Below are 13,878 nucleotides of genomic sequence, written 5' to 3' on the forward strand. Positions count from 1 at the left end.
GGTCACGGCGCGCGGCGGCGATCGCCCAGCCGCCACACCGCCAGCCCGCCGTAAAGCACCAGCAGCGCGGCCAGCGTCCACAGCTCGTGGCTGACTTCGCCCAGGCGCGCGTCCATCTGGTTCAGGCGCACCATCAGGTTGATGCCGGCGGTGGTGGGCAGCAGGTGCGCCAGTGCGACCAGCGCCGGTGGTGAGGTCACCGCCGGCCAGGACAGGTTGGCCAGGAAGAACAGCGGGATCGAGCAGCCGATGACGCACTGGAAGGCGCGCTCGCGGGTGCGGAAGAAACTGCCGACGAACAGGCCGAAGGCCACGGTGGCGGCAATGAACAAGGCGCCGCCGAACACCTGGCCGAGCGGATTGCCGCCGCGCGGATAGTCCTGCACCCAGGCGGTGAAGCCGGCGTAGTAGAGCAGGCCGAGCAGGCCGATCGCGCCGAAGCCGGTGGCCATGCCGGCCAGCGTGGGCAGGTCGAAACGCAGGCGCCGGCCCAGCGCCAGCCGGCGCGTGCCCAGCAGCACGCCGATGCCCATCAGCAGGGTCTGGTGCACGATCAGCTCGGCCACACCGGGCACGATGGCGCTGCCGTAGCCTTCCTGGGTATTGAACAGCGGGCGCTGCACCAGCGTGATCGGCGGCGGCTGCGGTGCGCCCTTGAAGGCGGCCTGCGTAACCGCCGCCTCGCGGGCGAATGCAGTGAGCGCGTCGGCCACGCCGCCGAGCACCCAGCTGGCCCGACCGAGGTAAGCGCCGTTGCCCATCAGCACCAGGTGTGCGGTGCCGCCGCGCAGGATGTCGCGCTCCAGGTTGGGCGGAATCAGCAGGATGCCCTCGGCCTGGCCGGCTTCCAGTGCCTGGCGCGCCTGTGCCAGGCTGCGTGGCTGGCCGACGATGCGCGCCGCGCGCAGCGCATCGACCCGGCGCAGCAGTTCGCGGCTGGTCGCGCTCTGGTCGCGGTCCACTACCACGATCGGCAGGTTGCCGGCCACCTGGTGACGGTAGGCGGCCGGATAAAAGAACGAATACAGCACTACTGCGCCGATCATCAGCACCAGCGCATAGCGGTCGGTGAGCACCGCGCGCAGGGTCTGGCGCAGGCTGCTGCCGAAGCGGCTCATGCGCGGGCCTGCACGGGATCTGGCGCAGGCGCTGCGCGCGCGGCGGCGATCAGGCGCCAGCCGCCGATGCCCCCGGCCACCGCTGCGATCAGCCCCAGCGTGGCCAGGGGCCACAGCGATACGCTCCACGCCGCGCCGACGAACTGCTGCTGGGTCTGCAGCTTGACGTAGGCGGTCAGCGGCAACAGCAGGTTCCAGATGCGCGTGAACAGCGGCGCATCCACCACCGGGAAGGTGGCGCCGGAGAAGGCCAGCGCGGTGCCCAGGCTCAGGCCGATGGCCGAGAACGAGGTGCCCATGTCGCGGGTGAGTCCGACGAACAACAGCGCCACGGCCGCGCACGCCAGGTAGAACAGCGGCTGGCCCAGCATCAGCAGGGTGAGGCTGCCGGCTATGCCGTCGCCACGCAGCAGCGCCAGGTACAGCAGCCCCAGCGCGCCATACAGCGAAAACAGCGCTACGTATGGGGCGATCTTGCCGGTGATCGCAGCCCAGGGCGTGGTGCCGAGCCACTCGCGCAGGTGGCCGTCGCGCACCTCGCGGCCGAGGCTGGCGGTCACCGCCAGCGCCAGGCCCAGCGACAGGATGGCCGGGAACACCAGCGGCAGCAGGAACATCTCGTAGCTGCGCGCGGGGTTGTAGAGGATGTCCGACTGCACCGCGATCGGCGGCGCGCGCAGCTTGGCCGGCCCGACCTGTTGGCCGATGCGCCCGGTGAGCAGTCGCGTGTTCCAGGCACCGATGACATCGGCGATGTCGCGCGCTGCGGACTGGCCGGTGGTGAGGTAGGTGGCGTTGTAGTACGCAAACACCGTGCCCTGGCTGCCGCGCAGGGCCTGGCGGGTGGCGTCGCGCGGCACCAGCACCACCGCGAACACCTCCAGGCGGCGCAGCTGCGATTGCGCCTCGGCCAGCGTGGCCGGTTGACTGGCCACGCTGACGCCGGGACTGGCGTCGAGCATCCGCGTCAGCAGGCGGCTCTCGGCGCTGCGGTCAAGGTCGACCACGGCGATGGGGATATCGCGCATCACCGACGCGGCGAACAGCCAGGCCATCAGCGCCAGCATCAGCAGCGGCAGCACCGTCACCAGCATCAGGTCGGTGCGGTCCCGGCGCAGGTGCTGCAGCTCGCGCTGGAACGCGGCGGCAACGCCGGCCCGCGCCGGTGCGTTCATCCCTGCGGCCACGCGAACAACACGCTCATCCCCGGCCGGAAGCCGTCGACGCGGGCCACCGGCCGCAGCCGGATTTCGAAGCTGCGCACGTCGTAGCCCGAGGATTGGCGGGTGGAACGCCAGGTGGCGTAATCGCCGGCGGGGTTGATGAAGTACACCTCGAACTCGACATCGCGGTCCAGCGCCGGCACCTGGCCGCGCAGGCGGCTGCCGATCTTCAGGCCGCGCATCTGCGATTCGCGCAGGTTCACCGACACCCACATGCGATCGATGTCGACCAGGGTGAACACCGGGTAGCCAGCCGGCACCAGTTCGCCGACATCGGCCATGCGCTTGTTGATCTCACCGGCCACCGGCGCGCGGCCGGTGACTTCGACGCGGGCGGCATCCACTTCGGCCACCGCGCCCTGGGCCTGGCGGACCTGGCCCTGCGCGGCGCGCTTGTCCTGGTCACGCGCGCCGGCAAGCGCCTGGTCGTACTGCGCACGCGCGGCGTTGGCCAGCTCGCGCGAACTGCGCGCCTGGGCCAGCGCTTCATCGCGCTTCTGCCGGGTCATGACGCCTTCGTTGAACAGGTTCTGCACGCGCTGGTAAGTGGCATCGGCCAGCGTCGCACCGGCTTCGGCGCGCTTCCAGTTGGCCTGCGCGGCGCGGATGTCCTCGCTGCGCGCACCTTCGTCGGCCTTGTCGGCCACCGCGCGGGCGGCTTCCAGCGCGCCGTGCGCCTGTTCTTCCTTGGCGGCCACTTCCGGGCTGTCGAGCACGAACAGCACCTGCCCGGCGGTTACCCGATCGCCTTCGCGCACCTTCAGTTCGGCCACGCGCGCGGTGATCTTGGCGGCGACGTTGAGCGTGTCGGCATCGGCCATGCCCTGCAGCTGCTCGGCCGGGGTGCGCCAGGCCAGCCACAGGCCGATCACGACCACGATTGCCAGCACCAGCGCGATGAGGATGCCGAGCCGACGCTTGTTCGGCGGGGGCGCGTCGTTGGGCGCCTGCAGGGTGTCATTCATGCGCGATCACCTCGTCGGCGCGGCGGCGGAATTCTTCATAACGGTCCATCTGTCCACTGATCTCCAGCAGTTGTGCCAGTGCCACGTCGTACTGGTAGGCAGCCTGCGCGCGTTCTACCTCGGTGCCGCCCAGGCCGAGCCGGGCATCGATCACGTCCAGCGAGGTGGCCTGGCCTTCGCGGAAGGCCAGCTCCTGCAGGCGCAGGTTCTCGCGCGACTGCTCGATGCTGCTGTCCAGCAGGACGAACTGCTGGCGCGCGGTTTCCAGTTCGTACCAGGCCTTGCGCACGCCCAGCGTTACCTGGTTCTCGGCCTCGCGCAGACCGGCCTCGGCCTGTTCCTGCTGCGCGCGCGCGGCGCTGATCTGCGCCGGACGCGAGCTGGGCGACAGGAAGGTGTACTTGAGCCCGATGCCGAACGCCCAGTCCGGATCGGTGAGCATTTCGTCGCGGCGACGGAAGTCGTATTGGCCGAACAGGTAGATCGTCGGCTTGAGCTTTGCCTGCTGCACGCGCACGCCCTGTTCGGCCTGCGCCACCAGTGCGCGCAGGCGTGCAATCTGCGGCTGCCGGGCCTGCGCATCGCGTTCGAAGGTGGTCATCTGCCCGATCGGGGCGCGATGCACGAACAGCGGCGACAGCGGACGCACCTCACCGCCGCTGCGCAGCAGGGTGGCCAGCGCGGCCTTGAGGGTCTGCAGGTCGTTGAGCGATTTCTGGTAGTCACGCTCGGCCTTGTCGCGGGCAACGTTGGCCTGCAGGCGCTGGGCACGGGTGGCAAAACCCTCGCGCTCCAGCTTGAGCGCATCGTCCAGATGACGCTGCAGCCCATCGCGGACATCGCGCCGCACATCCACGGCCTGCTCGGCCAGCCGCTGCCCGAAGTAGGCCTGGGCAAGCTGCACGCTCAGCGACTGCCGCTGCGTCTCGCGCTCCGCACTGGCCTGGTCGGCCGCGCCGGCAGCGGCTTTCTGCGCGGCCGGGATCAGTCCGCCGGTGTACAGCGGCAACACTGCCGTGACGACCGGGCGGGTGCGCCAGTCGCGTTCGGTGAACTGCAGCGGTGAATCGATGCCAAACGCTTCGGCCACCGGCGCCAACGAGCCCAGCGGCAGGGTCAGGGTCTTCTGGAATTGCAGGCGGCGCACTTCGCCGGTGATCTCCGGCAGGCGCAGCAGGCGCGTGGCGTCCTGCAGGTCCTGCTTGTTGCGCACCGATGCATCGGCGGCGGCCAGCGCATCGGACACCTGCTCCAGCCGCTGTTGCGATTGTTGCCAGTCCAGCGCCGGCACGGCCGCTTCGCCGATGCCCCCCTGCGCGAGGGCCGCGCCGCTGCACAGCAGCAGGGCAGTGCAGCGGAGTCCTTTCGTTGCGCGCGCAAGCGCCAAATGCCGGCTCACGTGTGGGCAGGTCCGTATGTAAAACAGTTGGCAAAGGATAGTGGGGGTGGCGTGAAGCCGGGGTCTTCACGTTACGACGCGGGGCCGCCGCTGGTTTGATGTCGATCAAGGCGGAATGTACGCCACTGCGTAACCTTGATCGCATGGGGGCGGTGCTACCGTCGGCCCAACGACTTTTCGTGCATCCGCAAGGAGACGTGCCATGAACCAGCAGCCCCCGCAGTCCGCGACCCCACCCGCGGGCGATACGTTCCAGCACCAGCCCGACGGAAGTGGCGATTACTGGTCCAACCGACCGGAGAACACCCTGCCGCCGCCGGACACGATGGGCGCCTACATGCGCAACCGCCCGCTGCCGCCGGAAGGCGTCGCCCAGCGCCGTGCGTACATCATCGGTACCGGCATCGCCGGCCTGGCCGCCGCGTTCTACCTGATCCGCGACGGCGGCATGCCGGCAGCGAACATCACCCTGATCGACAGCCTGGACATCGAAGGCGGCTCGCTCGATGGCGCCGGTGATCCCGAGCAGGGCTACCTGGTGCGCGGCGGCCGCGAGATGAATTGGAACTACGACAACTTCTGGGACCTGTTCCAGGACGTGCCGGCGCTCGAGCTGCCCGAGGGGTTCAGCGTGCTGGACGAATACCGCGCGGTGAACGACCACGATCCGAACTGGTCCAAGGCGCGGCTGCTGCACCAGCAGGGCAAGATCAAGGACTTCTCGCGCTTCGGCCTGAGCAAGGGCCAGCAGTGGGAGCTGGTCAAGCTGCTGCTCAAGCGCAAGGAGGAACTGGACGATGTCACCATCGAGGACTACTTCAGTGACGGCTTCCTGCAGAGCAACTTCTGGTTCTTCTGGCGCTCGATGTTCGCGTTCGAGAACTGGCAGTGCCTGCTGGAGATGAAGCTGTACATGCACCGCTTCCTCGATGCGCTGGACGGTCTGAACGACATGTCCGCACTGGTGTTCCCCAAGTACAACCAGTACGAGAGTTTCGTGGTGCCGCTGGCGCGGATGCTGCGCGCGCAGGGCGTGAAGATCCAGTTCGACACGCGCGTTCACGACCTGGAGATGGCCGTCGAGGGCGATGCGCGCACGGTCACTGCGCTCCGCTGCAAGGTGGGCGGCCAGGACACCACGATCGCCGTTGCCGCCGGCGACCTGGTGTTCGCACTGACCGGTTCGATGACCGAGGGCACCGCCTACGGCGACATGGACACCGCGCCGGTGCTGCAGCGTGACCGGCACGAGCCGGGCGAAGACAGCGACTGGTCGTTGTGGCGCAACCTGGCGCGGCAGTCGTCGATCTTCGGCCAGCCACACAAGTTCTATGGCGACATCGACCGCTCGATGTGGGAGTCGGCGACGCTGACCTGCAGCCCGTCGCCACTGGTGGACAAGATCGCGCAGCTGTCGGTCAACGACCCGTACTCGGGCCGCACCGTGACCGGCGGAGTCATCACCATCACCGATTCGAACTGGGTGCTGAGCTTCACCGTCAACCGCCAGCCGCACTTCGTCGACCAGCCTAGGGATGTGCTGGTGGTGTGGGTGTATGCACTGTTGATGAACGAGGACGGCAACCACATCAAGAAGCCGATGCCGGCCTGTACCGGCCGCGAGATCCTGGCCGAGCTGTGCCATCACCTGGGCATCGGCGACCAGCTCGATGCCGTGGTGGCGGCCACCAAGGTGCGGCTGGCGCTGATGCCCTACATCACCGCGCAGTTCATGCCGCGCGCGGCGGGCGACCGGCCCGAAGTGGTGCCGGCCGGCTGCACCAACCTGGGCCTACTCGGGCAGTTCGTGGAGACGCGCAACGATGTGATCTTCACCATGGAGAGCTCGGTCCGCACCGCGCGGGTGGCGGTGTACACGCTGCTCGGGCTGGCCAAGCAGGTGCCGGACATCAGTCCGGTGCAGTACGACGTCCGCAACCTGCTTCGCGCCGCGCGTGCGCTCAACAACGGCGAACCGTTCCCGGGTGAGCGCGTGCTGCACCGGCTGCTGGGCAAGAGCTATTTCGCGCATATCCTGCCGCCGCTGCCGGACGCGGGGCGCGAGCCGGACAAGGACAAGAACAAGGACAGGGACCCCCGCGGTTTCATGGGCGATGAGCTGTCCTGGTTGTCGAGCAAGGGCAGCGTCGCGCTGAAGGACCTGTCGGCGCGGTTGGACCGATTGGGCGACACGCTGGGCAAGCGGTAACGGGGCGCTGGGCGTGACGCCTGATGGGGGCGTCGCGGCCGCGGGCCTGTGCGGAGGGTATGGGGAGTCGGCCGGCGGCGGGTCAATCCGCCGCCGGCAGGTCGGCCAGTGCGGCGAGCAGTTCGGCGTTGAGCTGCTGGTGGCGGCGCTGCCAGCCGGGCAGTTCGTCCGGATCGATGCGCGGTTGCCCATCCAGCGCCGACAGCCAGCGTTTGAATCGACTGCGGTAACGCGCCAGCGATACTTCGCCGGTGATGTCGCTGCCGACCAGGCCGCCGGCACGCAGGGTATCGATGACGGTCAACGCGTCGCCCAGCTGGAAGCAGCCCTGGTCCCAGTTGCTGCGCGCGACGTCTTCGGCGAAGACGTCCTTGTCGATCGACAGGTAGGTGGGCTGCGGTGCTGTGGCCTGTTCGGCGGCGAAGGCAGCCAGCAATGCCTGTGGGTGCGCGAAGCGCCGGAATGCGCCGCCCATGCCCAGCGCGTGCGCCCAGCCGACGTCCACGTCCATGCACCAGTAGGTGAGGCGACCGCGCCACAGCGGCGTCCAGTGGTTTTCCCACGCGTGGCGCAGGGCGATATCGGGCGAGGTGATGCCAAGTACGTGCACGTGGCTGACCTGTGGCAGTGCGGCGGCGGCATTCACCCATGAACCGCAATGCATGCCGAACGGAAAACGCATGTTGTCCGGATGGTTGTCCAGGACCACCAGCTGGAAGGGCGGCCGTGCGTAAAGGCGCCGCAGCAGCGCCAGGCTGAGGTGGTGGAAGTCGCCACTGCCCAGCAGCACCGTGCCGGTATGGGCCGGCCAGGTCGACAGAACGTCCTCGCCGAAGCGCGCCAACGTGGCGTGGCCGCAGGCGAAGCGCAGCCGATCGTGCCAGTGCGGCAGCGCGAGGGTGTGTGCCTGCGGCAGGGGCAGTACCCCACCATCGAGGTCGAGGATCAGCGGCGCGCGCGTGGACATCGGTCAACCCCCGCCATCCGGCTCGGCCTGCAGATGCGGCGCGAGCCGGCGCAATGCAGCGCGCAACAGCGGCGAGCGTGCATGCACGGCGTGCCGGGTCGAGGTGAACCGCGCGCCCAGCTCGGCCTTGATCCGCGAGTCGGTCCAGCCGGCGACATAGTGGCTCAGGCGATGCTGCAGCGCGTACTCCAGGTTGTGCACCCAGCTGACCGCATAGAGGTTGTGTTCGCGGGCCTGTGGGTAGGCCAGCCCGATGTACTTGTCCACCAGCTTCCCCGCATGCACGTAGCACAGGTTCCAGCCGATCAGCTGGTTGCGATGGCGGTACAGGAACAGCCGGCCGTGGCTCTGCGCGTCGGCCAGCAGCTGCTGGAAGAAGCGGATGTCGAGCAGGTCGAAGTGCACCTGGCTCTGCGCGTGCACGTTGCGGTACAGCGCGAACAGTTCGCGGATCAGGCGCGGGTCGGTCAGGGCCGGATCGCCGCACGCCACGCAGTCCACCTGCAGGTCGGCGCGCGAGCGCAGCTTTCGCCGGATGTTCTTGCGGCGCCCGGACGACAACCGCGCGAGATAGCCGTCGATGGAATCGAAGTCGATCGCCATCCATGCCAGCGGCATGCCTTCCAGGCTGATGAATCCGTGCTGCTGCAACGCCTGCAGGAACGCGCCGCTGTGCGCATTGGCGGCCGCGTCCAGCAGCGGCGAGTCCACCGCCAGGTCCTTGACCACCAGCAGCCGGCAATCGCTGTTGGCGTGCCGCCGTACGTCCTCGGCAAGCGCCTCGGGCGACACCTGCGCCGGCAGGGGGGTGTACTCGGTGCTGGTGGCCCCCACGAACCGGGTCGGCCAGGTCAGCCAGCGTCGCCAGTAGCGCGACAGCGGCAGGCCCAGCAGCCGGGCCCGCAGCGATTCGTCCAGGGTGGTGGTCAGGTCAAGCGGCGCGCGGAAGGTCGGCAGGCCGCTGGGCAGCCGGCCGGCTTCAAAGCCCTGCGGCGGGTGGGCCAGGAAACCCTCCAGCAGCACGGCCGGTTCCAGCGCGGTGCTGCACTCACGCACGTGCGCGGTCCTGGCTGGCGGCGCGGCGCACGTGCATGCCGGCTCAGCCCTTGGCCCGGGTCAGCAGCTGGTCGAGCAGGCTGATGGCCAGATCGATCTCGGGGTAGGTGATGTCCAGCGACGGCGCGAAGGTGATGACGTTCTTGTACCAACCGCCCACGTCCAGCACCAGGCCGATGCGCTTGCCGTCGTGCAGCAGGTCACCGGCCAGGCCGATGTCGACCATGCGGTCCAGCAGTTCGCGGTTGGGGGTGAAGCCATCGGCGGCGCAGATCTCCGCGCGCAATGCCAGGCCCAGGCCATCGACGTCGCCGATTTCCGGATGCCGCTTCTGCAGGCTGCGCAGCCCGTCGAGGAAGTAGGCGCCCTTCTCCGGCACGGTGCGCTCGTAGTCCATCTCCTGGCCCAGCTTCAGCACTTCCAGCCCGAGCCGGGTACCCAGCGGATTGGAGTTGAAGGTGGAGTGGGTGGAGCCCGGCGGGAAGATCGTGGGATTGATCAGTTCCTCGCGCGCCCACAGGCCCGACAGCGGGTTGAGGCCATTGGTCAGTGCCTTGCCGAACACCAGCACGTCCGGGGTCACGTCGAAGTGTTCGATCGCCCACAGCTTGCCGGTACGCCAGAAGCCCATCTGGATTTCATCCACGACCATCAGTATGCCGTACTTGTCCAGGACCTTCTTCAGGTCACGGAAGAAATGCCGCGGCGGAATCACGTAGCCACCGGTGCCCTGGATCGGCTCGACGTAGAACGCAGCGTATTCGGCCTGGCCCACCTTGGGGTCCCACACGCCGTTGTATTCGCTTTCGAACAGACGCTCGAACTGGCGCACGCAGTGGTCCGAGTATTCGTCCGGGGTCATGCCCTTGGGACGACGGAACGGATAGGGGAACGGGATGAACATCGCGCGTTCGCCGAAGTGGCCGAAGCGGCGGCGATAGCGGTAACTGGAGGTGATGGAGGACGCGCCCAGGGTGCGGCCGTGGTAGCCGCCTTCGAAGGCGAACATCAGGCTCTTGCCGTTGCGCGCATTGCGCACGATCTTCAGCGAGTCTTCCACGGCCTGCGCGCCGCCCACGTTGAAATGCACGCGCCCATCCAGGCCGAAGCGATCGTGCATGCCGGTGGCAATGGTCTTGGCCAGCTGCACGCGGGTGGGGTGCAGGTATTGGCTGGCGACCTGCGGCAGGGTATCGATCTGGTCCTTCAGCGCATCATTGAGGCGGCGGTTGGAATAACCGAAGTTGCACGCCGAGTACCACATCTGCAGGTCCAGGTAGGGCGTACCGGCCGCATCGAACATGTAGCTGCCTTCGCAGCGCTGGAAGATCTTCGGCGGATCGACGTAGTGCACGGTGTCGCCGAAGGAACTGTAACGGGCCTCATCGGCCAGCAACTGCGCGTCGCTGACGCTGGCCGAAGCATGCTTGTCAAAGAGATTCATCAGGTCGGTTCCGTAAGAGATGGTGATGGAACAGCGGGGTGGGGCGATCAGGCCGACGCCAGGATGCGGGGCAGGGCCGATGGCGACAGCGTGCCGTCGAGCAGGCGCGGCAGCAGGGCGCTGGCCTGGTGGAAGCTCTGGATCGGCGCGTGCGGAATGCCCGCGTCGATGCAGTGGGTGATCAGGCGGCGCTTGGCGAACACGAAGTCGGCGCGACCGGACACGCAGAAGTCCGAGCTGCCGTCACCGATCATCAGCACGCGTGGATTCGCACTGTCACGCGCCTGCGCGGCGCAGGCGCACTTGCAGGTGCCACTGCGGCAGCCCTGCGCCTGGTGCGGGGAGTCCAGCTCCCAGTGGTCGCCACACCACTGCAGGTGGTTGGCGACCACCGGCAGCGGCGGGAGTCCGTGGTTGGCGAGGATGCGGTGGATGGCGTAATCCATGCCATCGCTGACGATGCGCAGTGGCACGCCCAGTGCCTGGGCCTGGCGGACGAAATAGGCAAAGCCCGGATCGATGCGCACCTGGTCCAGGTGCGCATCCAGCGTGGCCGGATCCAGCGCCAAAAGCCGCACCTGGCCCTGCATGCACTCGCGCGAGCCGATCGCGCCGGCCTGCCACTGGTCTTCCAGCGCCTGCCAACCGGGCCGACCGTAGGTGGTCAGCAGGGAGTCGATGACGTCTTCGAGGCTGATGGTGCCGTCGAAGTCACACAGGATGCTCCAGCGCATGGGCATGTCCGTCGTTGGGGAAAGAGCCATCGCAGGCAGCACACCGGCGACGGGCCCACTCTAGGAACGCATCCTTTCCCGATCCTTTCCGTCCCTTGCGCCGTGGTCACGCGCAGGGGAACGGTTCAGCGATGTCTGAAACATGTCGGATCGACGGATCGGGTGTAGCGTGTGCGCCTCATTCCCCGCGCGCGCTGCCATGCCTGTTCCCGCCTTCCGCTGCGCTGTTCCGTTGCTGATGCTGCTGGCCTGCAGCCAGGTGAAGGCCGCCGACGCCGACGCCGACGCCGACGAACGCGCGCGCTGGAGTGTCGCCATCGGCGCGGGCGCGCAGCAGCTGCCGCGTTGGCTGGGGGCCGACCGCCAGCAATGGCAGGCGATTCCCTTTTTCGACATCCAGACGCCGGGCGGAACGGAGCTATCCAGCACCGATGGCCTGACCGTGCCGCTGGCCAGGGCCGGGCGGTGGCAGGCCGGCGTCTACGAGGACTACCTCTGGGGCCGCAGCCGCAGCGACCTGGGGGCGACACTGGCCGACGCCGTGCCCACCCTTCACACCCGCCTGCATGCCGGCGGCTACGTCGAGTACCAGGCCGGCACGGCGTTGTCCTTCGGCGCGCGGCTCGGACACGACCTGGGCAGCAACGGGGCCTACCTCTCCCTGTCGGCCGATTACGACCTGCCAGCGGTGTGGTATCTGCAGCAGTCGCTGTCAGTGGGGTGGCGGGGCATGAACAGCGCGGCGATGCGCCGCTACTTCGGTATCAGTGCGCCATCGGCGGCACAGTTGGGCACGGACGTGTGGCAGCCGGGCAGCGGCAGCCAGCAGGCATCGGCCGACTACAGCGTGTTCGTCCCTACCAGCCAGCACACCGGTCTGGCGTTGTCACTGGAGTACGCGCGTCTGCTCGGCACTGCGGCCGACAGCCCACTGGTGCAGCGCTTTGGCAGCGGCGGGCAATGGGAGCGTTCGCTGGCGTTCGTCTACCACTTCTGAGGCGACAATCCCTTGAGGATCGCCTCGACGTCGGCATCGGTCCACCACGGGCTGTTGCCGAGGGTGAGCATGCGCGCGGCGAAGTCCTGCGCCTGGGGCGTGGCGACGGCCGGGACGATGCCGCGCAGGTAGCTGTAGTCGGTCAGGGCGTGGATGAACATGCGGCTTACCCCGAGGCCGCGCGACCACAACGTGGCCTGCGCGGCATCGCGCGCGCGCTGGCTGGGCAGGCGCACCATCAGCAGCGGCCAGGTGCCCTGCGTACCGGGTGCGTCATCGATCACGGTGATGCCCGGCAACTGCTGCACGCGGTCGCGCAGGCGCAGGCCGCGTTCGCGCGCCGCCTGCTGGAAGGCCGGCAGGCGCCGCGCCGCACGCGCGCCCACCGCTTGCCGCCAGCGACTGACCCGGTGCTGTGGGATATGCAATGGGAAGACATCGCCGACGGCCGCCTCCAACGCATGCTGCTGCAGCGCCTGGCGTAGCGGACGGCCATACACCAGCGGCAGCAGCGAGGGCCGATAGCACAGCGCCAGCCCCAGCAGCTGCGCGCTGCGCAGCAGCTCCCAGCGCAGCCGAGGCGGGGCCAGCCCGGCTGCGGTCTGGCGCAGCGCCTGACGCAGGTCGGCATCACGGCTGACCAGCACGCCGCCTTCGAACAGTGTCAGCCCTTTGCCGGCGGCCAGGCTGAAAAAACCGATGTCGCCGCGCAGGCCGACGCTGTCGTTGCCGACCCGCGCACCGAGTGCCTGCGCGGCATCTTCGATCACCCACGCACCGACCGCACGTGCGCTGGCGGCTGCGCGCTCTACGTCGGCCACGCGTCCGCCAAGATGCGTGGGCAGCACCGCCAGCGTGCGCGCGTTGCAGGTGGCCTGCAGCGCGTCCGGGTCCATGTCGAAGTGGCCCGGGCGGGTATCGCAGGGCTGCACGCGCAGCCCCGCGGCGTGCACCGCGATGGCCACCAGCGGACAGGTATAGGCCGGCACCACCACGGTGTCGCGTTCGGGCGCGCGTTGGCGCAGCGTGCGCAGGGCGACCAGCAGGGCGACGGTGCCCGAGCAGGTCACCTGCAGCGACGGCGTCCCCAGCTGGGCACCCAGCACCACGGCGAGGTCGCCGCCACCGGGCAGGAAGTCGCTGGCGTGCAGCGGCAAGCCGGCGGTGGGTGGCAACTCGCGCGGCAGACCGATCATGCCGATGGCCGGGGCAGGTCGTGGGGATCGGCGGCTTCGGCGCGGCCCAGGCACAGGATGCCGGCCACGATCAGCACCGCGCCCAGCAGGTGGTGCAGGGTCAGCGGCTCGTGCAGCAACCACGCCGACAACAGCAGCACGCTCACCACTTCCAGGTGCGAGGCGGCAAACGCCGGGCCGATCGGCGCGTGGCGCAGCAGACTCATCCAGGTGAAGAAGGCGCCGACGTAGCCGATCACCGCGCCATACACCCACGGCTGCGACAGCACGCGCTGCACCCAGGCCAGGTTGGCTTCCACCGGCAACGCGCCATCGCCGGCCAGCTTGAAACTCAGCTGGGCCAGCGTGTCGAATGCCATCAGCAGCGGAAAACCGATGAGGTAGAGGCGCCTCATGCGCCCAACCCCACCACGACCACGCCGGCGGTGACCAGCGCGATGCCGGTCAGGCGCAGCGGCGTCAGCCGTTCACCGAAGAACAGCCGGCCGGCGACCATCAGCGCGACGATGTTGATCGAACCCAGCAGCACGCCCAGCGACAGCGGCACCAGTGACAGGAACGCGATCCAGG

12 protein-coding genes are annotated in these 13,878 nt (G+C 68.7%); 2 read left to right on the top strand and 10 right to left on the bottom strand.

What is annotated here, in order from left to right; all coding sequences use genetic code 11:
• Positions 1-2: 2 nt before the first annotated feature.
• From RTO53_RS09030 to RTO53_RS09045, 4 genes are read right to left on the bottom strand one after another with little or no spacing between them, the layout of a single operon-like run.
• Positions 3-1,118 carry an ABC transporter permease gene (locus RTO53_RS09030; RefSeq protein WP_312237469.1) on the bottom strand — a complete coding sequence of 372 codons (1,116 nt, stop codon included), beginning with the start codon at positions 1,116-1,118 and terminating at the stop codon, positions 3-5.
• Positions 1,115-2,293, bottom strand: a complete 1,179-nt coding sequence (locus RTO53_RS09035) for an ABC transporter permease (protein ID WP_312237470.1) — start codon at positions 2,291-2,293, stop codon at positions 1,115-1,117. Before RTO53_RS09035 ends, RTO53_RS09030 begins: the two co-directional genes overlap by 4 nt.
• The gene (locus RTO53_RS09040) at positions 2,290-3,306 is read right to left on the bottom strand and encodes an efflux RND transporter periplasmic adaptor subunit (protein WP_312237471.1); all 1,017 of its coding nucleotides are present in this window, start codon (positions 3,304-3,306) and stop codon (positions 2,290-2,292) included. Before RTO53_RS09040 ends, RTO53_RS09035 begins: the two co-directional genes overlap by 4 nt.
• A complete protein-coding gene (locus RTO53_RS09045; RefSeq protein ID WP_312237482.1) occupies positions 3,299-4,651 on the bottom strand; it encodes a TolC family protein in 1,353 nt (450 codons plus the stop codon). The genes RTO53_RS09040 and RTO53_RS09045 overlap by 8 nt, the downstream gene beginning before the upstream one ends.
• Positions 4,652-4,907: 256 nt before the next feature.
• Between RTO53_RS09045 and RTO53_RS09050 the strand changes: the two genes are divergently transcribed.
• Positions 4,908-6,914 carry an oleate hydratase gene (locus tag RTO53_RS09050; protein WP_312237472.1) on the top strand — a complete coding sequence of 669 codons (2,007 nt, stop codon included), beginning with the start codon at positions 4,908-4,910 and terminating at the stop codon, positions 6,912-6,914.
• Between the two features lie 82 nt (positions 6,915-6,996).
• On the opposite strand, the gene RTO53_RS09055 is transcribed toward RTO53_RS09050, so the two are convergent.
• From RTO53_RS09055 to RTO53_RS09070, 4 genes are read right to left on the bottom strand one after another with little or no spacing between them, the layout of a single operon-like run.
• The gene (locus RTO53_RS09055) at positions 6,997-7,881 is read right to left on the bottom strand and encodes a hypothetical protein (RefSeq protein ID WP_312237473.1); all 885 of its coding nucleotides are present in this window, start codon (positions 7,879-7,881) and stop codon (positions 6,997-6,999) included.
• 3 nt (positions 7,882-7,884) lie between these two features.
• Positions 7,885-8,937 (bottom strand): GNAT family N-acetyltransferase, encoded by a 1,053-nt coding sequence (locus tag RTO53_RS09060; RefSeq protein WP_312237474.1) that lies wholly within the window; start codon positions 8,935-8,937, stop codon positions 7,885-7,887.
• Positions 8,938-8,980: 43 nt separating this feature from the next.
• Complete coding sequence (locus RTO53_RS09065) at positions 8,981-10,381, bottom strand: aminotransferase class III-fold pyridoxal phosphate-dependent enzyme (protein ID WP_312237475.1); 1,401 nt, start codon at positions 10,379-10,381, stop codon at positions 8,981-8,983.
• Positions 10,382-10,428: 47 nt separating this feature from the next.
• Positions 10,429-11,115 carry an MtnX-like HAD-IB family phosphatase gene (locus RTO53_RS09070; protein ID WP_312237476.1) on the bottom strand — a complete coding sequence of 229 codons (687 nt, stop codon included), beginning with the start codon at positions 11,113-11,115 and terminating at the stop codon, positions 10,429-10,431.
• 199 nt (positions 11,116-11,314) lie between these two features.
• Between RTO53_RS09070 and RTO53_RS09075 the strand changes: the two genes are divergently transcribed.
• Positions 11,315-12,112: a MipA/OmpV family protein gene (locus tag RTO53_RS09075; RefSeq protein ID WP_312237477.1), complete on the top strand. Its 798-nt coding sequence runs from the start codon at positions 11,315-11,317 to the stop codon at positions 12,110-12,112.
• Here the strand turns inward: RTO53_RS09075 and RTO53_RS09080 are convergent.
• Positions 12,100-13,308, bottom strand: coding sequence for a DegT/DnrJ/EryC1/StrS family aminotransferase (locus RTO53_RS09080; RefSeq protein ID WP_312237478.1), 1,209 nt, complete (start codon positions 13,306-13,308; stop codon positions 12,100-12,102). The two genes, RTO53_RS09075 and RTO53_RS09080, sit on opposite strands and share 13 nt — an antisense overlap.
• Complete coding sequence (locus RTO53_RS09085; protein WP_312237479.1) at positions 13,305-13,703, bottom strand: DMT family transporter; 399 nt, start codon at positions 13,701-13,703, stop codon at positions 13,305-13,307. The genes RTO53_RS09080 and RTO53_RS09085 overlap by 4 nt, the downstream gene beginning before the upstream one ends.
• Positions 13,704-13,878 lie beyond the last annotated feature (175 nt).

Origin of the sequence: Stenotrophomonas sp. (genome assembly GCF_031995405.1) — a bacterium.
In the GTDB taxonomy this organism is placed as follows: Bacteria; Pseudomonadota; Gammaproteobacteria; order Xanthomonadales; family Xanthomonadaceae; genus Stenotrophomonas.

Excerpts from the sequence above, each read along its gene's own strand:
- RTO53_RS09030 (WP_312237469.1), bottom strand. The coding sequence starts at position 1,118 with ATGAGCCGCTTCGGCAGCAGCCTGCGCCAGACCCTGCGCGCGGTGCTC.
- RTO53_RS09035 (WP_312237470.1), bottom strand. The coding sequence starts at position 2,293 with ATGAACGCACCGGCGCGGGCCGGCGTTGCCGCCGCGTTCCAGCGCGAG.
- RTO53_RS09040 (WP_312237471.1), bottom strand. The coding sequence starts at position 3,306 with ATGAATGACACCCTGCAGGCGCCCAACGACGCGCCCCCGCCGAACAAG.
- RTO53_RS09050 (WP_312237472.1), top strand. The coding sequence starts at position 4,908 with ATGAACCAGCAGCCCCCGCAGTCCGCGACCCCACCCGCGGGCGATACG.
- RTO53_RS09055 (WP_312237473.1), bottom strand. The coding sequence starts at position 7,881 with ATGTCCACGCGCGCGCCGCTGATCCTCGACCTCGATGGTGGGGTACTG.
- RTO53_RS09065 (WP_312237475.1), bottom strand. The coding sequence starts at position 10,381 with ATGAATCTCTTTGACAAGCATGCTTCGGCCAGCGTCAGCGACGCGCAG.
- RTO53_RS09070 (WP_312237476.1), bottom strand. The coding sequence starts at position 11,115 with ATGCGCTGGAGCATCCTGTGTGACTTCGACGGCACCATCAGCCTCGAA.
- RTO53_RS09075 (WP_312237477.1), top strand. The coding sequence starts at position 11,315 with ATGCCTGTTCCCGCCTTCCGCTGCGCTGTTCCGTTGCTGATGCTGCTG.
- RTO53_RS09080 (WP_312237478.1), bottom strand. The coding sequence starts at position 13,308 with ATGATCGGTCTGCCGCGCGAGTTGCCACCCACCGCCGGCTTGCCGCTG.
- RTO53_RS09085 (WP_312237479.1), bottom strand. The coding sequence starts at position 13,703 with ATGAGGCGCCTCTACCTCATCGGTTTTCCGCTGCTGATGGCATTCGAC.